The organism is Faecalibacterium tardum, from assembly GCF_040096515.1.
In the GTDB taxonomy this organism is placed as follows: Bacteria; Bacillota; Clostridia; order Oscillospirales; family Ruminococcaceae; genus Faecalibacterium; species Faecalibacterium tardum.
Map to the genome: position 1 here is coordinate 43,853 of NZ_JBBMEO010000011.1, position 19,601 is coordinate 63,453.

Consider the following 19,601-nt stretch of genomic DNA (forward strand, 5'->3'; position numbering starts at 1 on the left):
ATTAAAACGTCCCATATCATCAAAATGATTTCTGTTTTTTCAAAAATTTCAAATAATTGCCTTTATTATGTTTTTATAGCTTTATTATAATAAAGAGCCTTGTGTTTTTCCTTGTCAAGAGGGCTGGCACCGTCCAATCCTCTCTTTTTGGCAGTAAAAACGGCTGTGTGGCGGATGGGTATAGAACCTGTAAAGAGCTGCATCAAAAGTGGCTTTATGAATTTGCAAACAAACAGCCGGAACTTTCCACCGCAGAAGAAGCAACTGTAAAAAAAACGGAGATTTCCGCGCTTCCATCACAAAAAGACAACTTCCTGTCACAAAACCACTTTGGGAAAAGCGGCTGTCCATGATAGAATGAAGAAAATACCATAATAAGGAGTTTTCTTTATGGCAGCTACTTCTCAAAAGCGCTCCGGCACCACCGACCTTACGGTGGGCAAGCCGCTGTTCCAGATCCTGCGGTTCGCGTTGCCGCTGGTGCTGGGCACCTTGTTCCAGCAGCTGTACAGCTTTGCGGATACCGTCATCGTAGGGCGGTGTCTGGGCACCGATGCGCTGGGCGCGGTGGGCACCACCTACTCCCTCAACTTTCTCATTCTGGGCTTTGTGCAGGGAGCCTGCGTGGGCTTTGGCATCCCGGCGGCAGAGACCTTTGGCGCAAAGGATAAGGACGGGCTGCAAAAATACCTGCTGAACGGCGCACTGCTCTGTCTGGTGCTGAGCGTGGTGTTTACGGTGCTTACCACCCTGATGGCGGGACCGCTGCTCCGGCTCATCCATACGCCCGAGGAGCTGTACACCGATGCGGTGCTCTACATCCGGCTCATCTTTCTGGGCATCCCGGCTACGGTGCTATACAACTACGCTTCCAGCGTGCTGCGGGCACTGGGGGATTCCCGACACCCCTTTTACTTCCTGCTGGTCGCCAGCGTGGTGAACATCCTGCTGGACTACTTCTTCATCGTGCCGCTGGGCATGGGGGTGGACGGTGCCGCCATTGCCACCGTGCTCAGCCAGCTGCTCAGCGGCGGGCTGTGCGCCTACTGGTTCTTTACCCGCACGGCAAAGCTGGAGGGGCTTTCCTTCCGGCAGCCGCGCACCCTGCTTTCGGCAGGGCACTGCAGGCGGCTGGCCTACATCGGCCTTCCCATGGGGTTTGAATACTCGGTCTCGGCTATCGGTGCAGTCATCATGCAGGACGCCATCAATCTGCTGGGCAGCACCGCTGTGGCAGCCCAGACCGCAGGCGAAAAGATCCGTCAGATGTTCACCTTGCCCATGGAGAGCGTAGGCATGGCCATGGCTACCTATGTGGGACAGAACCACGGCGCCCGCCGCACCGACCGCATCCGGCAGGGCATCAAGGACGGCTGCATGGTGCAGCTGCTCTACTGCGCTGTGGCATGGGGCGTGATCTTTTTCATCAAGCCCTACGCGGTGGGGCTGGTGCTGGGCGATGCCGACCCTGCCGTCACGGCGGGTGCCATCCAGTACCTCAGCGTCATGAGTATGCTGTTCTGTTTCCACGGCCTGCTGATGATCTTCCGCAACACCTTGCAGGGGCTTGGTTACAGCGTGCTGGCCATCGTTTCCGGCGTGGGCGAGCTCATTGGCCGCAGCCTTGGCGGCGTGCTGGCAGTAAAGACCAGCCTTGGGTATCTGGGCATCTGCCTTTCCAATCCCTTTGCATGGGGTCTGGCAATGTTCTACTGCCTGTTCATGGTCTGCCGCATCCTCCGGCGGGAGACGCAGATCGAAGCCTGAAACCTATAAAAAACACGATGACCCGTGGGGAACTCCCCACGGGTCATCGTGTTTTTGAAGAAGAATTAAAGAAGATTGGAGATGACTTTTTAGTCCTCTGCCATACCAATCAGGTCAAACTTTTCGGTGGAGACAGTCACTGTGAAGTCCTTCTTGGCAGGCTTTGCAAACTTGACCCAGATGGTGCGGTCAGGCAGGTTATAGTACCAGCCGGACTCTGCGGCCTCCCAGCCATCGCGGACGATGTACTGGGGAAGCTGCTGCCCATCCACGCTGGCCCAGAGCGCACCCTTTTTCTTGCTGACCAGCTTCAGGGTCATGCGCTCCACGGGGGATTCGTAGCTGCCCTCGGTGGCAAAGCGGATGTCGGTGCGGTCGCCGGCCTTGACGGTGATGGTGGTCTTGGCGTAAACGCCGTTTTTGTAGTCCTCGGTGTGGCCGTCGTCATCGTACAGCACAAAGCTGGTGTCGGTCTCGGCAGCGACCAGCAGGTCGATCTGGCGCATGGTGTCCTTGAGGATGTGCTTGACGTCCTCGGTGGTCACCACAACGGCAGAGCCGCGCAGGAACATGGGAATGCTTGCCAGCGTGACCGGGACCTCGATGGTCTGGCCGCCCTCGTATGCGCGCAGATTATCGTTCATATCGTACCAGGTGCAGCCTGCAGGCAGGTAGACGGTGCGGGTAGTGGCACCCTTTTCCACCACGTTCGCCACCAGAATGCTCTTGCCGAACATAAAGGTCAGGTTCTTGTCGGTGTAGCACTTGGGGTCGTCCGGGAACTCCAGGAACAGCGGACGCCATGCCGGCATACCGTTCTGGTTGGACTCGTACATCAGGGAGTACAAAGTGGGCATCAGACGGTAGCGCAGCTGGTAGGCTGCACGGATGTAGGGCAGGTTCTCCTCGTACATCCACGGCTGGGTGACGGTGTTATCGTTGTTGGCAGAGTTCAGGCAGAAGCGCGGCTGGAAGATGCCGTTCTGCAGCCAGCGGAGCAGCAGTTCTGCCTCGGGTGCAGGGCCCGCAAAGCCGCCGATATCGCAGCCCATGTTGGAGCAGCCGGACAAGCCCATGCCCAGAATGGTGGCAATGTTGAACTTGACGGTGCGCCAGTCGGTCAGGTTATCGCCGCCCCATACCTGTGCGTAGCGCTGGATACCGGCGTAACCTGCGCGGTTGATGATGTAGGGGCGCTCGCCGGGGTACACATCTGCCAGCGCCTGCTTGGCGGTGTAGGCCATCAGGTTGGAGTGCAGGATCTTCAGCTCTGCCATGGTGCCCTTTTTGCCCTCAAAGTCGCACTGGGCATCGCGGTCCTCCACACCGTCCATCTCGCAGTTGTCGTTCCAGACGGTCTTGGTGCCCTTTTTGAGGATGTTCTCCTCCAGCAGCTGCTTCCAGGTGTTGCGGCCATTGGGGCCGGTGAAGTCGAAGAAGCGTCCCTCGCCGCCCCACCAGCGGCCGTAGTACGGTGCCTTGCCGTCCGGAGTCTTGATAAAGACATCGTTCTTTTCAAACAGGTCGATGTAGGGGTGGTGCTTCAGGATGCCGGGCTTCAGGTTGGGGATCACGTTGATGCCCCGGGCGTTCATGTTCTCAAAGAACTTTTCCGGATCCGGGAAGCGCTTGTGGTTCCAGTTGAACACATAGCGCAGATTGTCCTTTTCGCCGCTGGAATAGCCGGAGGCCAGCCAGAAGTTGTCGATGAGGATGCCCTCTTTTTCGTGCTTGTCGATGACCTTGTAGATCTCCTCGTCGCAGTTCTTTTCCAGCTCGGCGTAGTACATGGTGGAGGCGCAGTAGCCCAGAGACTGCTTGGTGGGCAGGGCGCTGCGGCCGGTCAGCAGGGTGTACTCGTTCAGGATCTCCGGCAGGGTCTCACCGGCCAGCAGGAACAGGTCGATGTCGCCGCCGTCGGTCTGGTAGTAGCAGTAGCGCTCCCAGTAGCCGGACAGCTCCTCGCCAAGGTCGAACACGCAGTCGTAGGAGTTGTGGTAGAACAGACCCACGGGGCGCAGATCGTGTTCATTCACCCGGATGTAGAAGGGGATGTGCTTATACATCGGGTCGCCGGTCTCGGGGTCGTGGCCGATGGCATCCTTGGGGGACATCCGCAGGCGGCGTCCCTTTTTGTCCAGATGACCGGTCTTTTCGCCAAAGCCGTAGAAGTGGTCGTATTCCCGATCCACCTTGGAGAAGTGGCTCAGACGGCCGATCTGATCTTTCTCAAAGGCGCGCTCCCGCAGATCCTGATAGATCAGCTTGCCGGACTTATCGAACAGCTCAAAGTGGAAGGGCTTTTTGAACAGCTTCAAAGTCAGGTGTGCGGTCTCAAAGGTCAGGGCCTTATCGTCCTCGGCGCAGGGGACATCCAGCGCGGTGATGCGAGTGCGCTCGTCCTTGAGCAGGGTGTCCATCCGGTCCTCCCACGCGGTGGTCACCAGCGTGTAGGACTCCTCCTCCATGGGGGTGCCCTTGTCGAAGTGCACCCGGATGCGGATGATATCGTCTGTCATGAAAATCAGCTTCACATCAGCGGCATCGCCGTGGATGAGGTAGCCGTTTTCGGTCTTTTCAAAGGATTCAAAACTACGCAGCAGCATAAGAGGTTCCTCCGTACAGTGTTACATACCGATCAGGTCGAACTGTTCAAACGAAACAGTCAGCGCGTGATCCTTGGCGGGGTTTGCATACTTGACCTCGACAGCCTTTTTGCTCTGGCTGTAATACCAGCCCTCGGCAGCGGCGTCGAACTTGCGGCGGTTGAGGAAGTGCTCGATCTTGCGGCCATCCAGCGTGACCCAGAAGGGGCTCTTTTCCTTGGCGATCATCTCCACCTTGATGGTCTCCACGGTGTCCTTGTAGCTGCCCTCGGAGGCAAAGTTTATGGTCACCCGCTCGCCTGCGGTGGTGGTGATGGTGGTCTTGCGGTACACGCCGCTCTTGAAATCGTTGGTGATGCCGTCGTCATCGTACAGGGTCGTTGTGGTGGTGCCCTTGGGTGCTACGATAAGGTGCAGGGCGGTGGTGTGGTCGCCCTCCATGGTCATCAGCTGGTTGTCTGCCATGGCAATGACTGCGCCCTCGCGGACGAACATGGGGATGGTAGCCATGGTGACAGGCACCTCGATGGTCTGGCCGCCCTCGTAGCAGCGGAACTTATCGTTCCAGTCGTACCACTTGCAGCCTGCGGGCAGATAGACGGTGCGGGTCTTGGCACCCTCTTCCAGAACGTTGGCCACCAGAATATCCCGGCCGAACAGGAACTCGAAGCTCTCCTCCCATGCCTTGGGGTCGTTCTGGAAGTCGTAGACCAGAGCGCGCATGATGGGCGCACCGGTCTGGCTGGCCTCGTACTCGGCGCTGTAAAGATAGGGGGTAAAGCGGTAACGCAGCAGGATGGCGTCCCGGATGGTGTCCGCAGACTCCCGGAACATCCACGGCTCGGTGACGGTGTTATCGTTGGAGGCGGAGTGGATGGAGAAGCGAGCCTGGAAGATGCCGTTCTGCACCCAGCGCACGAACAGCTCCTCGGTGGGTGCGGGGCCGGCAAAGCCGCCGATGTCCGCGCCTTCGTTGGGCTGGCCGGACAGACCCATGCCGGTGATGATGGGGATATTGTACTTCAGGCTCTTCCAGCTGGTGTAGTTGTCGCCGCACCAGGTCTGGGCGTAGCGCTGGATACCGGCGCTGCCGCTGCGGCAGACCATGTAGGGACGTGCCTTGGCGTTGTGCTCCACCACGGCATCGGCACCCACCTTGCACATCAAGGTGCTCATAAGGGGCTTCAGCTGGCCGATGGTGCCGCCCTTGCCGTCAAAATCGCAGGTGCAGTCCTTGTCCATCAGGCTGTCGTACTCACAGTTGTCGTTCCAGACGGAATCGGTGCCCACGGCGATGATGGACTCGGTGAGGTACTTTTTCCAAGCTGCACGGCCTTCGGGCTTGGTGAAGTCCCAGAATGCGCCGTCGCCGCCCCACCATTTGCCGACACCGTAGGTCTCGGGGTTCTTGCTGTCCTTCACGAATACGTCATCTGCGTTGAACTCGTCGAAACGGGGGTTGCACAGCAGGACACCCGGCTTGACGTTGGGCACGTTCTGGGCGTGCTTTTCGTTCATGGCGTGGAAGTAGGCGCTGGGGTCCTTGAAGCGGTCGGTGTTCCATGTAAAGACGCAGCGCTTGTTGTTCTGGCTGGTATAGCCGCTGGACAGGTGGAAGCCATCGATGGGGAAGCCCTCTTCCTTGATGGTGTCGATAAAGCCCAGCACGGCGTCATCGCTGTCCTTTTCCAGCTCGGGGTAGTACATGCTGGAGCCCTGATAGCCCAGTGCACGCTTGGGCAGCAGTGCCGGACGGCCGGTCAGCAGGGTGTAGTTGTCCACGATGCGGGCAATGGTGTCACCGCCGATCAGGAAGCAGTCCAGATCGCCGCCGTCTGCCTGAAAATAGGTGTAGCGGGGCCAGTAGTTGCTCTTTTCGCAGCCCATGTTGAACACGGACTCGTAGAAGTTGTGGTAGAACACGCCCACAGCCTTGTGGGTGTCGCGGTCCAGACGGATATAGAAGGGGATGTGCTTGTAGAGGGTATCCATCTTCTCGGCATCGTAGCCCATGGCGTCGGTGGCGCGCTCCCGCTGGAAGGTCTTGTTCTTATCCAGCAGGCCGGTCTTTTCGCCAAAGCCGTAGAAGCAGTCGTCCTCCTTCATCCGGCTGTAAGCCACCACGCGGTTGTTGGCGTCCTTGACGAAGGGGTTGCCGGGCAGGGTGCTGTACAGCTCGGAGCCGTCAGCAGCCAGCAGCTTGAAGTTGATGGGGTCCTTGTCCACCACCAGTGTCACCTTGCCGGTGGCAAAGGTGAGGGTGCTGTCATCCTCGGTGACCTCGGCGGCAAAGGGCTCCACACGGGTGCGCTCACCCTTGAACAGCTCGTCCATCCGATCCTCCCATGCGGTGGTCATCAGGACGTAGGACTCCTCTGCCAGCTCATGGTCAAAGCTTGCGCGGACGCGGACGATCTCATCGGTCACAAAGCAGACCTTGATATCAGCGTTATCAGTATGCAGCAGGAAAGCGCCGTCTTTGCGCTCCATGCCGGTAAAACGGGAGCAGATCTCCATAGTTTTTACTCCTCTCGGTTGATTTTTGATAAAAAATGCCCCCATTCCCCCTCAGATGCAGGATATCTTCAGAGAAATGGGGGCAACGTATTCGTTGCTTTACCCGGAACAGTCAGGGCTTAGAACGTCCAGCCAAGGCTGGGCACCAGACCGCACAGGTACGGGACACACAGCGCAATGGCAGGGATGAAGGTGACAAGGAACAGTGCCACGACCATGGCGGCGAACAGCGGCACGATATACTTGGTAACGCCTTCGATCTTGACCTTGCCGACACCGCAGCCCACGAACAGGCAGGAACCGACCGGCGGGGTGACCGAGCCGATGCCCAGGTTCATGATGAGCATGATGCCGAACTGCACATCGCTCATGCCGATGCTGCGGGTGATGGGCAGGAAGATGGGGGTGAAGATCAAGACAGCCGGGGTCAGATCCAGGAACATACCCATGACCAGCAGGAACACGTTCATGATCAGCAGGATGACGTAGCGGTTGCTGGAAACGCTCATCAGTGCGTTGCTGATAGCGGCAGGGATGCCGGAGTAGCTCATGACGTAGGACATGATGGAGGAAGCGGCGATCAGGAACAGGATGGTAGCGCTGCTCTCCATGGTGTCTGCCAGCAGATTATAGAAGCTCTTGAAGGTCATCTCCCTGTACAGGATGGACAGCAGGCCGCAGTACAGGCAAAGCACCACACCGGCCTCGGTAGCGGTGAAGAAGCCTGCCAGAATGCCGCCCATGACAATGATGACGGCCAGCAGAGAGGGCACTGCATCAATGATGATCTTGACGGCGGGGTCGGGGTCCTTGACGGCGGAGGACTTATAGCCCTTCTTGACGGCGATGAACACAGCCAGACCAGCCACGCACAGACCCATCAGGATGCCGGGCAGGTAGCCGCCCATGAACAGAGCAGCCACAGAAACGCCGCCGGCGGTGATGGAGTAAAGGATCAGCGGGCCGGACGGGGGGATCAGGATGCCGGTGGGGGCAGAGCAGATGTTGACGGCTGCGGAGTAGTTGGGGTCGTAGCCCTCATCCAGCTCCAGCGGAGCCATGATGGAGCCCATGGCAGAGGTAGCTGCCACGGAGGAACCGGAAACGGCACCGAAGAACATATTAGCCAGAACGTTGGTGGCAGCCAGATAGCCGGGCATCTTGCCCACAGCCAGACGTGCCAGACGGACAAGGCGCTTTGCAATGCCGCCCTTGTTCATGATGTTGCCGCCCAGAGAGAAGAAGGGCAGCGCCAGCAGAGAGAAGGAGTCAATGCCCGAGAAGCAGCGCTGTGCGGCGGTCAGGGCAAAAATTGCGGGGTCCATGCTGAACAGTGCCGTGAAGATGGATGCAATGCCAATGCCTGCCGAGATGGGCACACCGGCCAGCAGCATGACAAAGAAGGAACCGAACAGCAGTAACGTAGCCTGTGCAACCATTATGCGTTTTCTCCTTTCTTTTCCTTACGCTCTGCGAAGAGCTGTACATACTTCAGCGCGCGAGCCAGAATGATGAACACGCCGGAGATCGGCAGGATGGAATACAGGAACTTGAAGGGGATGCGCATGACCGAGGAAACGTTGGTGGCGTTTGCAGTCAGCTTCCAGCCGCCGTAAACAAAGACGTAGCCCACAAAGAACACGATGGCGGCCTCAATGAACACGCTGAGCACGACGTTGAACGCACCCTTTGCGCGGCCCTTGACCAGATCCAGTGCCAGATGCTTATCCTTGTAGAAGCAGTAGGCGGAACCGATCATGGATGCCCAGATCAGGACATAGCGCAGAAACTCGTCCGTTACAGTGGAGGGGTTGCGCAGGATCCAGCGGGTAAAGATCTGCCAAGTGCCGCCTGCCAGCAGGGCGAACATTGCCACTGCCATGAGGAAGCGCATGACATTATCCAGAATTTTATCCAGTTTTTTCACAAGATCATCTCCTTGAACTCATTCCCTCCCGCGCAGCTGCGGGCAGCACCGTGCGCTGCCCGCAGCTTGGGAGATAAGAATGGAAAGCAATGCGTTGGCGTTTAGGCCATTGCGCGGATCTCTTCCACGACCGCGTAGGTGGTGGGGTTAGAGGTCTTGAGGTTGTCGTAGATGGGCTGCACAGCGGCCTGGAATGCGGCGATGTCCACATCCTTGACCAGCTCGACGCCGTTCTGGTTCACAGCCTTGTCCAGCACCTCGTCCTCGAACTTCTTCCAAGCGTCCTTGTACTCCTCGGTAGCGGTAGCAGCGCACTCGGACACGATGGACTTCTGCTCATCGGAGAACTTGTTCCACACGCTGGAAGCGATGACCACCATATCGGGGATGCGGGTGTGCTCGTCGAAGCAGTAGTACTTGGTCACGTCGCCGTGGTCGCGCAGTGCGGTGACATTGTTCTCGGCACCGTCGATGACGCCCTGCTGCATACCGGTGTAGATATCGCTGTAGCCCATAACGGTAGCGGAGCCGCCCAGGCAGTTCATCATGTCGATAGCCATCTGGCTGTCCATGGTGCGGATCTTCAGACCCTTCAGGTCAGCCGGGGTGCGGATGGCGGTAGCCTTGGTGTAGAAAGAACGTGCGCCGGAATCCAGCCAGGTCAGGCCGCGGAAGCCCTGATCGTCGGTGGACTCAAAGACAGCCTTTGCAGAGTCGCTGTCCATGTAGCTGTAGTAGTGTGCCTGATCGTTGAACACATAAGGCACGGAGAAGGCGTTGTACTTCTCGCTGAAGTTGCCCAGAGTGGAAGCGGAGACCTTTGCCATATCCAGTGCGCCTGCCTGGATCTGGGAGATCATGTCAGCCTCGCTGCCCAGGGTGCCGTTGGGGATGATCTGGATGTTGATGCTGCCGCCGGTCTTTTCCTTGACCTGCTCTGCAAAGCTGGTCAGCTGGATGTGCACAGCGTGATCCTCGGCCAGATTGTGGCCCAGCTTCAGGTTGAAGCTGCCGCCGGCGGCGGCAGAAGCTGCGCCGGAACCGGCAGTGCTGCCGGAAGAACCGCCGCAAGCGGTGAGCAGGGCAGATGCACCAGCAACTGCCATGGCCTGTACGAACTGTCTGCGAGTGATTTTCATAGTGTTTTTCCTTCCTTATCTTGTTTTATCGTATCCCACGATCACAGCCAACCGGCTGTGAAACAGCATAATTGCGGTGCAGCGCTCAGGACGCGCTGCGCTGAAAGCGATCCTTTCCCATCTGGATCAGGTCTTTCAGGTTGAGCCCCCACAGGCTCTTGGAGCGCTGCCAGTCCTTGCCGGTCTCTTTGGCAAGCACCTTTGCGAACCGCTCCGGGTTTGCCGGCAGCAGGCTTCCCTTGGGGATCATCACGGCCATCTGTCGGCTCTGGAAGATGTAGAAATACTGGTCATCCTCCACCAGCCGGTCGATCTTTGCAAAGGGGATGTGCGCACCATTTTCCACGTCCACGCCGCCATCGTTGACCCGGCAGCTCACGGTAGTTTCCGCACCGCCCCGCTGCATGATGACGCCCTCTGCCGCCACCCGGCTCAAAAAGTCCGGCATGGCGAACATGGCACAGCCCACCAGCAGGCAGAGCACTTTGACAACGGTAGGAATGGCAGTGAACAGCGCCGCCATCACCAACACAAAGGCTGCTGCAAGCCACAGCAGATGCCGCAGCCCCTCGTAGGTGTAGAACTCCGTGCGGAACATCCGGCGGATGGTCTCATCGTTAAAGACCACTTTGGCTTCAAAATGATTCTTTGAGGTCTGCATGGACGGACTCCTTTCAGGCGGTCACGAAATGCAACCAATGCATTTGTCGATAAGCACAAAAGTGTTGAAACATTTTTGTGTATTTGGTCAATCTCGTCTCCTTGCACCCTTATCATACTAAAAAATATATGGATTTTCCGCGGATTTTGTGATTTAAATGTTGCAAAATGTGATATGTACTGATATACTAGGGCAAAAAAGGACGTAAGAGAATGATTCTTATTTTTTTAACAAGGAGCAGGAGTGGCTATGGGCATCGAACGTGTCTCGCATTATATTGATAATGTCCTTACGGAAGCACAGGCGCGGATGGGGCTGCGCGACACCCGGCTTCTGGTCGCATGGTACACGAACCGGGAAAACAAGCAGTCTGTGGTGCACTCCCACCCGTATCACGAGTTGGTGCTCCCCATCGGCGGCAGCACGGTGCGCTACTCGGTGGACGGCAGCGTGTATCTGGTCCATGTGGGGGAGTTGGTCTATTTTCCCTCTCAGGTCTACCACTCTGGCAACTTCAATATCAACGATGCCCAGTCGGATCGTCTGGTCGTCCAGATCGACGATGCCCTCTGGCAGGCCACCCGTCGCCGCGTGAACCTGAAAAACACAGGCTGGCTGCAGCAGCTCACCGTGCTGGACAGCGAGGCATGCCGCAAGTGGGACTTCAAGGGGCTTTTCATCCGCATGGCGCAAAGTCTGGAGCTGCCGGGCTCTATCCGGGACACCGTTTTTGAGGCGCAGGTCTCTGAAATGATGCTGCTCATCACGCAGGCCACCGGCAGCGGACAGACCGCTGCCCCCAGCAGCACCAGTGTACTGGTCGCGCGCGCGGTGGCCTACCTGCAGGCGCATTATCAGGACTCGACCCTTACCACCGCGCAGCTGGCGCAGGAACTTTACGCCAGCCGGGAGCACCTTTCCCGCGCGTTCAAGGAGTGCACCATGGAGAGCATCCACAACTACCTGACCTATCTGCGGATGCAGCACTGCCGCAAGGCGCTGGAGGAGGGCGTTTCCGTCCTGAACGCCTGCACCGAGAGCGGCTTCCCGGATTACAGCAGCTTTCTGAAAACCTTCCGCCGCCTGTACGGCATCACTCCCGCCGAATACCGCGCACAGCACCGGACGATGAGGCATTAAAAGTTGTGGCAAGAGGATACGAAAATTTTTTCGCAAAAAGGGTTGACATTCTGCCCGGCCTATGGTATTATACTTGAGCAGTCAGCGAGAACCGCTGAGAAGCGAAAAGTAAATATCGCGGGGTGGAGCAGTCTGGTAGCTCGTCGGGCTCATAACCCGAAGGTCGTTGGTTCAAATCCGGCCCCCGCAACCACCAAGCAGGTTGAATTTTTTAAATTCAACCTGCTTTTTTTGTGTTCACATCAAAGTGGGAAGCACCGCCGCTGTTGCACATTGTGCAGCGTGAACAGTGTAGAATATTATTATAACTTTTTATATTTGATCAGTGTGTAAAAAGAAACTATTCTACGTCAAATGTTCACATCGTGCGGGTTGAACATTGTGGGTACGGAATGCGGCGTTTCCGGGTCTGAATGCCCACATTGTTCAAAACTCTGTGGGTCATAGGCGCAGGCCGCTGCGCTTGAACAGTGTAGCCCGCTGCGGGCAGCGGAGCCGAAGTAGGATGTGTTTGTCATGCGTTTATCATACTGGCTTTGCCGCAGAAAGAGTTAGAAGACTTTCGAGGTAAAAACGGTCATTTTTACGATTTTGCGCGATTCCGTCTGCACTGCATCCAGAAGATATCGTGCTTGTTGCCCGGCAAAAAGCGTAAAACTTTCCCATTTTATAATAAGAACGTTCTGGCAAAGACCGTCTTTTTCTGTTATACTTTAGCCAATGAATACAGCTGTAACAGGAGGATGTTATGGAAAAGAACGTACTGAACACCGATCTCACCGGCAAGGTAGCCGTTGTCACCGGCGCAAGCGGCACGCTGTGCTCCATTTTTGCCAAGGCGCTGGCTCGGGCGGGCGCAAAGGTGGCGCTGCTGGGCCGCAACATGGATAAGCTCAAGGAACTTGCGGACGAGATCGAAGCCGAGGGCGGCACCGCCAAGGGCTACACCTGCAATGTGATGAACAAGGCCAACTGCCTGCAGGTAGCAGAGGATGTGCTGGCAGACCTTGGCCCCTGCGATATTCTTGTGAACGGTGCAGGTGGCAACAACGCCCGCGCCAACACGGACAAGGAATATTTTGAGATGGGCGATCTGGAAAGCGACACCGTCACCTTCTTTGATCTGGACGAGAGCGGCGTGGAGATGGTGTTCAACCTGAACTTCATCGGCACGTTGCTGCCCACGCAGGCTTTTGCCCGGCAGATGGTAGGCCGCGAGGGCTGCAACATCCTGAACATTTCCAGCATGAATGCCTACCTGCCCCTGACCAAGATCCCCGCCTACTCCGGCTCCAAGGCTGCTGTGACCAACTTTACCCAGTGGCTGGCGGTGCATTTCAGCAAGGTGGGCATCCGGGTCAACGCCATCGCCCCGGGCTTTTTTGCCAGCGAGCAGAACGCAAAGCTGCTCTTCAACGAGGACGGCACCCCTACCGAGCGCACTAAAAAGATCCTTGCCGCCACCCCCATGGGACACTTCGGCGACAGCGAAAAAGATCTTGTGGGCGCACTGCTGTTCCTGTTGAACAATGAGGCAGCCGGTTTCATCACCGGCATCTGCCTGCCGGTGGACGGCGGCTTCTCGGCCTATTCCGGCGTGTAATAAGCACTGCAAAATATACAAGACCACCCCTGTCTCCCGGCGTAGAAGCCCGGCGGGACAGGGGTGGTTTTTTCAACGGGGTTGAACAAAAGGCTTCCCCCCAGCCGGGGGGAAGCCTTTATGCGGAAAATGGATTTCTACGGGAGTTACTTCTTCGGGTGCTTTTTGCGCCATGCAAGCGCCACGGCAACGGCGGCGCACGCCAGCACGGCCAGCGGCCAGACGGAGGCCAGCGCTACCACCAGCTGCTGCAAGCCGTTTACAAAGTTGCCCCAGCCGGAGGTAAAGGCGGTGCCGATGCGGGAGAAGAAGCCTTCGTCGGCGGGTGTGTAGGTCTGCACCTCGTTCAGGTCGATATACACGGTGCACTGCTGCACCTGATCGCTGTACCAGTCCAGCTGGCTCTGCCAGCTTTCGATCTGGGACTGCACCTCGGTGAGGGAGTCCTCGATCTGCAACAGATCCGAAAGAGTTTTGGCTTGTTCCTGCAATTGCTGTAAGCGGGTGCGCTGTGCCTGCAGGTTAGAAAGCCGCGCAGACACGTCCATATATTGGGTGGTCACATCATCGGCCTGCTGGCTGCGATAGGTCACATTGCCGGCAGCGGCAACAGCGTCCAAAAAACTCTGGTAGTTGGCCTGCGGTACCCGGTAGGTCAGGTTGACCGAGCGGCTGGAACCGTTGCTGGAATATTCGCTGCTGGATTCCAGATAGCCGCCCGCCTCGGCAAGAGCGCTGTCCAGCGCACTGCGGGCAGCCTCGTAGTCCTTGCTTTCCAGTGTCAGGTTGGCGGTGTAGATGATCTTGGCACTGTCCACCGCAGGGGTAGCAGCCTCGGCGCTGCCGGTGCCGCTGTATTCCGTTTCCAGAGAGCGGTCGTCTGCCTCCAGACTGTAATTCACCGCCTCGGGGGTGCTGTCCAGCGCGGCATGCTGGAGATCAAACCCGCCCGTTGCCACAGAGGCAGCGGAGCTGTCGGCAGCGCCTTCGGCTGCGTACAGGGCGGGCGCGCTGCTTTTGGCGCTGCCCATTCCGATGCCCAGATGCAGGGTGCTGTAACCCAGCACGCACACGGCCAGACAGGCAGCCAGCGTGCCCAACTGCTTTACCGGGAAGTGGATGGGCTTTTTCTTCTTGGTTTCGGCGGTGTTCAGGGGTGCTGCGGTCTGCGGGGCGGGGGCAGCCATCATGGGCTCAGCCTTTTCTTCCGCAGTCAGGGTGTCGGTCATGGCCAGCAGTTTTGCCTTCAGATCGTCCGGGGCAGCAAGGTCATCGACCTCCATCTTATATTCATACCACCTCATCTTCGATCTCCTCCTTCAGCATCGTATGTAACTGTGCCCGTGCGCGCCGCAGCCAGCTTAGTACCGTGTTTGTGGGCACCGCCATCATCCGCCCGATCTCTGCCGCAGTGTATCCTTCGTAGTAGTGCAGATAGATGGCGTTGCGGTAGTTTTCCGGCAGGGTGCGGATGGCATCCAGCACGCTGCCGTCCTCCGCAAGGACATCGGGGGCGGGCAGGTTCTCGTCCAGTTCGGTGTCCTTTTGGTGGGCGGCGCGGGTCAGGTCCCGGCAGCGGTTGATGGCCACCCGCAGCAGCCATGCTTTGAGATGCTCCTCACTCTCAAAGATGCCGTTGTAGTGCAGCAGTTTTTCAAACACATCCTGCACCACATCCTCAGCATCGGCTGTGCAGCGGCAATTATGCACCGCAGTGCGGTAGACGGTGTCGCTGTAACGCTGCACCGCCAAGGTAAATACTTCGTTTCTGGTCAGCTGTCCCATTGTATAAACTCTCCTTGGATGCCCGGAAGCGGGCTTCTCGATGGAATGTTTGTGGTTCTCACGGGGACGTTCACTTGATATACGGCTCAGCATCCCCGATTATTGCAGAACAAAACCCGGTTCCTTCCATTTTTTGTGTGCCGGACGCACCGGACCGCAAGGCACGTCCACGTTCTCCGACAGAGGTTGGATATCCTGCCGGTTTACCGGTCAGTATACCACGAAATCGCAAAAAAGTAAAAGAGGAGACTCCGCGTAAAAAACTAAGAATGTGTTTGTCGCACTCCGCAGAGTGCGACAAACACGAATATAAATAATAGTCTTTCCGCTGAATATGGCCAGAGCAACGCGGAGGCCATTTAAATCGTCTCATGGACAAGGAATTGCTGCACACGGGGATGTACGGCGGTTCCTTCATTATTTATAGACCCTTTGCAGCAGCGCCAGCCGCTCGGAGAGAAAGGTCTCGGCCTTGGGGTGGTGCAGCCAGCATTTGCCGCTTGTGCTGTGCACCAGTTTTTGCGCCAGTGCGGCAGGGGCGGTGTCGATGGCCATCACGTCCTGCATGGTCAGTTGCAGGGTGAGCGCCGCCGGAACATCCGGCAGCGGCGGCAGCGGGTCCTCCCACACAAAGGGCGGCAGCAGCTGCACCGCCACGGTCAGGCGGGTGCACTCCTCGGTCAGCAAAAGGGCGGCAGGGGTGCCGTCCGGCTGCACCTGCAAGCTGCTGTATAAAAGCTGCATCTGGGCAGGGGAGAGCAGCCGGGTCAGGCCCTCTGCCGGAGCTGACGCAAGCTGCAGATACCCGGCGGCCTCCTCCCGGTAGATGCGCCGGGCAGGGGCTTGCAGCCCCGCGTAGAGGGCGGGCAGCATAAAGCTGCCGCTTTTTTCCAACGCCTGCTGTGCCAGCAGATAGAACTCGGTCAGCGGGTACGCCGCGTCCGGCTGCGGCATCCCGAAATCCGGCCGCGATACATGACCTCCACCCATGGGAACCTCCTTGACAAAACACGATGGTGCGATTATACTATAAACAGAAGGGGCGCTGACTGCAAAGGTCAGCTTTCCATCCCGCATTAGTCAAAAAGATTGACCGCTAGTTTGGTAGACTGGGGCGGTCAATCTTTTTTGTTGTCATCGTTTTTCTTCTGCGAAGCTTTATCCATGACCTCAAGGGTCAGGCGAATTACCTCAATGATCAATCCCAACAGCGTAAGAATGACCATCAGCAGGTTCAGCATCTCCGACAGATCCATCTGACATCCCTCCCTTCGCCTTCAGGGCTTGGGGAGGCTTGGCTCAAAAAAGTTCTCCTCCCACAAGCCGCCGGTTCGTTCCATGTACAGGAAGAAGCAGTGCTGCGGGATGGGAAAGCATGACCACCGATTATGCAATCAGCGCCGTATTCTTAGAATATCATATTTTTCGACGGATTACAATATATCTGTTGATTGTAAACCCTTTGCAAACTTTTCCGTTGACCTGCGGCGCGCCGGTGCGGTATACTCGGGCACAGATGCCTTGCAAAACGAAAAAACAGAGGGGAAAACTGACTATGAAAGACAAAAAACTGACTACCTACCAGATGGCTGTCACCGCAGTGATGGCTGCCGTGCTGTGCGTGCTGGGCCCGCTGACCGTGCCCATCGGAGCCGTGCCCATCTCGCTGGCAAACTTTGTCATCTGCCTGACCGCATGGCTGCTGGGGCCGAAGTTCGGTACCCTGAGCGTGGTCATCTATCTGGCACTGGGCGCCATCGGCATTCCGGTGTTCTCCGGCTACGGTGCCGGCCTTGCCAAGCTGGCAGGCCCTACCGGCGGTTATCTGGTGGGCTATCTGCTGCTGGCCTTCATCGGCGGTATGTTCATTGAAAAGAGTAAGGGCAACCCGGTGGTCTCCGCTGTGGGTCTGGTGCTGGGCGATGCCGCCTGCTATGTGCTGGGTACGGCATGGTTCGTGTTCCAGATGCAGTGCGAGCTGGGCTACGCACTGACCGTCTGCGTCTACCCCTTTATTGCGCTGGACTTGGGCAAGATCGTGGTGTCCTGCATCGTGGGTGCGCTGCTGCGTAAGCGCCTGACGCAGGCAGGCGTGCTGAAACTGCAGAATGCAGTTTCGGAATGATCGCTAAGCGGAAAATTATTTTTAGATAGAATAAGCCCGGAAGGTTTGCGAACCTTCCGGGCTTATCTCTTTATTCCTGATATCCCAAGGTGGCTGCCATGACCGCCTTGATGGTGTGCATCCGGTTCTCGGCTTCGTCAAACACGATGCTCTGGGGGCCTTCGAATACTTCGTCGGTCACCTCCATGGCGTCGCGGCCAAAGCGTTCGCCCATCTCCTTGCCCACGGTGGTCTTGTGGTCGTGGTAGGCGGGCAGACAGTGCATAAATACTGCATCCGGGCCTGCAATATTCATCAGATCCTGATTGATCTGATAGGGGGCCAGATCGTGGATGCGCTCTGCCCACACCTCAACCGGCTCGCCCATGGACACCCACACATCGGTGTACAGCACGTCTGCGCCCTTTGCAGCCTTGACGGGGTCCTCCTCAAAGGAGAGGGTAGCACCGGTCTGGGCTGCAATGGCTTGACACTGTTCCACCAGCGCGGGGTCCGGCTGGTACTTCTTGGGGGCGCAGGCGGTAAAATGCAGGCCCATCTTGGCGCAGCCCACCATCAGGCTGTTGCCCATGTTGTAGCGGGCGTCCCCAAAGTAAACAAAGTGGATGCCCTTCAAATGACCGAAATGTTCCTGAATGGTAAGGAAATCGGCCAAGATCTGGGTGGGGTGGAACTCGTTGGTCAGGCCGTTCCACACCGGCACGCCGGCGTAGTGCGCCAGCTCTTCCACGATCTGCTGGCCGTAGCCACGGTACTCGATGCCGTCAAACATCCGTCCCAGCACCCGGGCGGTATCGGCGATGGACTCCTTTTTGCCGATCTGGCTGCCGGAGGGGTCCAGATAGGTCACTTCCATGCCCAGATCGTGGGCGGCTACCTCAAAGCTGCAGCGGGTGCGGGTGGAGGTCTTTTCAAAGATCAGGGCAATGTTCTTGCCCCGCAGCTGGTCGTGACGGATACCGGCCTTCTTTTTGGCTTTCAGGTCAGCGGCCAGCTCCAGCAACTGCCCGATCTCGGCGGGGGTGTAGTCCAATAGCTTCAAAAAGCTGCGATTTTTTAGTTCCATTGTATATTTCCCTCTCTATGCAAATGTTCTTGAATATTTATTCAAGCTTTGATCCTATTATAATACGTTGCATCGGGAAGGTCAAGAGGGAACATTCGTGCTTGTCTTGACAAAGAACGCACAGAAGGCTATACTATAAACAGAAGGACGCTGACTGCACAGGTCAGCTTTCCGTCCCGTATTAGTCAAAAGATTGACCGCTCAGGCTGGAACTCTGGAGGCGGTCAATCTTTTTTGTTGTCATTTTTCTTCTGCGAGTTCTTATCCATGACCTCGACGGTCAGACGGACTACTTCCAAAATCAGTCCCAACAGGGTGAGAATGACCATGAGAAGATTCAAAACTTCTGTCAGATTCAAACGATATCCCTCCCTTCGCCTTCAAGGCGCAGGGAAGTTTTCTTCAAAAAAGTTTCCCTCCCTGAACCTCTGCTTCGTTCCATGTACAGGAAGAATCAGTGATACGGGACAAAAAGCATGACCACCAATGATGCAATCAGCATCTTATGGGTAGAATAACATAATTTATTGCGAATTGCAATAAAAAGGTTATGCTTACAGCTCTAGCTCTACCCGGCGTCCGGTGGGCTTATAGGGGGTCAGCCGGACACCGGCGTGCTCGAACATGAACCGCGCTGCAATGCTGGAATCGCTGTCGTGGTACTTGTCGCCGTAGTACACCACCTCGGCAATGCCGGACTGGATAATAGCCTTGGTGCACTCGTTGCAGGGGAACAGGGTCACGTACACCCGGGCACCCTTCAGGTTATTGTGGGCGCTGTTGAGAATAGCGTTCAGCTCGGCGTGGCAGACGTACATATACTTGGTCTGCAAAGGCGCACCCTCCCGCTCCCAAGGCATCTCGTCATCGCTGCAGCCCATGGGCATCCCGTTGTAGCCTAAGGAAAGGATCTTATTTTCCGGGCTTACGATGCACGCACCCACCTGACTGTTGGGGTCCTTGGAGCGCATGGCGGTAAGCAGCGCAATGCCCATAAAATATTCGTCCCAGTTGATATAATCCTCGCGTTTCATCGCGTAAAACCTCCTACCCCTTTATGCGGGTCTGCGGCTTGACAAACCCGGAAAAATAGACTATACTGCGAATAGAAAGAGCGCTGACTGCAATGGTCAGCTCCTCATCCGGCTAATCAGTCGTAAAGAATGACCGCTTGCTTTCTGAGGGCATGAGCGGTCATTTCTTTTTGCCGTTGGAAATCGTCCATGTGATCTCGAAGGTAATGTAAACTGCTCCGCCAAGAAGCG

17 protein-coding genes and 1 tRNA gene are annotated in these 19,601 nt (G+C 57.0%); 5 read left to right on the forward strand and 13 right to left on the reverse strand.

The window, feature by feature from the left end:
• Nucleotides 1-390: 390 nt before the first annotated feature.
• The gene (locus tag WMO44_RS08510; protein ID WP_349152336.1) at nt 391-1,767 is read left to right on the forward strand and encodes an MATE family efflux transporter; all 1,377 of its coding nucleotides are present in this window, start codon (nt 391-393) and stop codon (nt 1,765-1,767) included.
• A gap of 89 nt (nt 1,768-1,856) precedes the next feature.
• Here the strand turns inward: WMO44_RS08510 and WMO44_RS08515 are convergent, their stop codons facing one another.
• From WMO44_RS08515 to WMO44_RS08540, 6 genes are all read right to left on the reverse strand, one after another.
• Nucleotides 1,857-4,373, reverse strand: a complete 2,517-nt coding sequence (locus tag WMO44_RS08515) for a glycoside hydrolase family 31 protein (RefSeq protein WP_118658713.1) — start codon at nt 4,371-4,373, stop codon at nt 1,857-1,859.
• Between the two features lie 21 nt (nt 4,374-4,394).
• Nucleotides 4,395-6,890 (reverse strand): glycoside hydrolase family 31 protein, encoded by a 2,496-nt coding sequence (locus WMO44_RS08520; RefSeq protein ID WP_349152337.1) that lies wholly within the window; start codon nt 6,888-6,890, stop codon nt 4,395-4,397.
• 119 nt (nt 6,891-7,009) lie between these two features.
• Nucleotides 7,010-8,329, reverse strand: a complete 1,320-nt coding sequence (locus WMO44_RS08525; RefSeq protein WP_349152338.1) for a TRAP transporter large permease — start codon at nt 8,327-8,329, stop codon at nt 7,010-7,012.
• Complete coding sequence (locus WMO44_RS08530) at nt 8,329-8,817, reverse strand: TRAP transporter small permease (protein WP_055186371.1); 489 nt, start codon at nt 8,815-8,817, stop codon at nt 8,329-8,331. The genes WMO44_RS08525 and WMO44_RS08530 overlap by 1 nt, the downstream gene beginning before the upstream one ends.
• Nucleotides 8,818-8,918: 101 nt before the next feature.
• Entirely contained in the window at nt 8,919-9,956 is a 1,038-nt protein-coding gene (gene dctP, locus WMO44_RS08535) for a TRAP transporter substrate-binding protein DctP (protein ID WP_118658711.1), read from the reverse strand.
• Nucleotides 9,957-10,041: 85 nt separating this feature from the next.
• The gene (locus WMO44_RS08540; RefSeq protein ID WP_349152339.1) at nt 10,042-10,617 is read right to left on the reverse strand and encodes a YcxB family protein; all 576 of its coding nucleotides are present in this window, start codon (nt 10,615-10,617) and stop codon (nt 10,042-10,044) included.
• A 249-nt stretch (nt 10,618-10,866) separates the two neighbouring features.
• Between WMO44_RS08540 and WMO44_RS08545 the strand changes: the two genes are divergently transcribed.
• From WMO44_RS08545 to WMO44_RS08555, 3 genes are all read left to right on the forward strand, one after another.
• Nucleotides 10,867-11,757 carry a helix-turn-helix domain-containing protein gene (locus WMO44_RS08545; RefSeq protein ID WP_349152340.1) on the forward strand — a complete coding sequence of 297 codons (891 nt, stop codon included), beginning with the start codon at nt 10,867-10,869 and terminating at the stop codon, nt 11,755-11,757.
• A gap of 116 nt (nt 11,758-11,873) precedes the next feature.
• Nucleotides 11,874-11,950 (forward strand) — tRNA-Met (locus WMO44_RS08550).
• A gap of 555 nt (nt 11,951-12,505) precedes the next feature.
• On the forward strand, nt 12,506-13,360 hold the full coding sequence (locus WMO44_RS08555) for an SDR family oxidoreductase (protein ID WP_349152341.1): 855 nt from the start codon (nt 12,506-12,508) through the stop codon (nt 13,358-13,360).
• A gap of 146 nt (nt 13,361-13,506) precedes the next feature.
• Here WMO44_RS08555 and WMO44_RS08560 read toward each other — a convergent pair whose 3' ends face one another.
• The 4 genes from WMO44_RS08560 to WMO44_RS08575 all read right to left on the reverse strand — a co-directional run bounded on the left by WMO44_RS08560 (nt 13,507) and on the right by WMO44_RS08575 (nt 16,401).
• Entirely contained in the window at nt 13,507-14,664 is a 1,158-nt protein-coding gene (locus tag WMO44_RS08560; RefSeq protein WP_349152342.1) for a DUF4349 domain-containing protein, read from the reverse strand.
• Nucleotides 14,651-15,145, reverse strand: coding sequence for an RNA polymerase sigma factor (locus tag WMO44_RS08565; protein ID WP_055186376.1), 495 nt, complete (start codon nt 15,143-15,145; stop codon nt 14,651-14,653). The genes WMO44_RS08560 and WMO44_RS08565 overlap by 14 nt, the downstream gene beginning before the upstream one ends.
• A gap of 417 nt (nt 15,146-15,562) precedes the next feature.
• Nucleotides 15,563-16,135: a hypothetical protein gene (locus WMO44_RS08570; RefSeq protein WP_349152343.1), complete on the reverse strand. Its 573-nt coding sequence runs from the start codon at nt 16,133-16,135 to the stop codon at nt 15,563-15,565.
• Nucleotides 16,136-16,263: 128 nt separating this feature from the next.
• Entirely contained in the window at nt 16,264-16,401 is a 138-nt protein-coding gene (locus tag WMO44_RS08575; protein ID WP_005920549.1) for a hypothetical protein, read from the reverse strand.
• A gap of 299 nt (nt 16,402-16,700) precedes the next feature.
• On the opposite strand from WMO44_RS08575, the gene WMO44_RS08580 reads away from it, so the two are divergent.
• The gene (locus WMO44_RS08580) at nt 16,701-17,270 is read left to right on the forward strand and encodes a biotin transporter BioY (protein WP_055186378.1); all 570 of its coding nucleotides are present in this window, start codon (nt 16,701-16,703) and stop codon (nt 17,268-17,270) included.
• A 70-nt stretch (nt 17,271-17,340) separates the two neighbouring features.
• On the opposite strand, the gene argF is transcribed toward WMO44_RS08580, so the two are convergent.
• From argF to WMO44_RS08595, 3 genes are all read right to left on the reverse strand, one after another.
• Nucleotides 17,341-18,336, reverse strand: a complete 996-nt coding sequence (gene argF, locus WMO44_RS08585; RefSeq protein WP_117929603.1) for an ornithine carbamoyltransferase — start codon at nt 18,334-18,336, stop codon at nt 17,341-17,343.
• 224 nt (nt 18,337-18,560) lie between these two features.
• Nucleotides 18,561-18,695, reverse strand: coding sequence for a hypothetical protein (locus WMO44_RS08590; RefSeq protein ID WP_279220772.1), 135 nt, complete (start codon nt 18,693-18,695; stop codon nt 18,561-18,563).
• 195 nt (nt 18,696-18,890) lie between these two features.
• The gene (locus WMO44_RS08595; RefSeq protein ID WP_005920543.1) at nt 18,891-19,370 is read right to left on the reverse strand and encodes a deoxycytidylate deaminase; all 480 of its coding nucleotides are present in this window, start codon (nt 19,368-19,370) and stop codon (nt 18,891-18,893) included.
• Between the last annotated feature and the right edge of the window lie 231 nt (nt 19,371-19,601).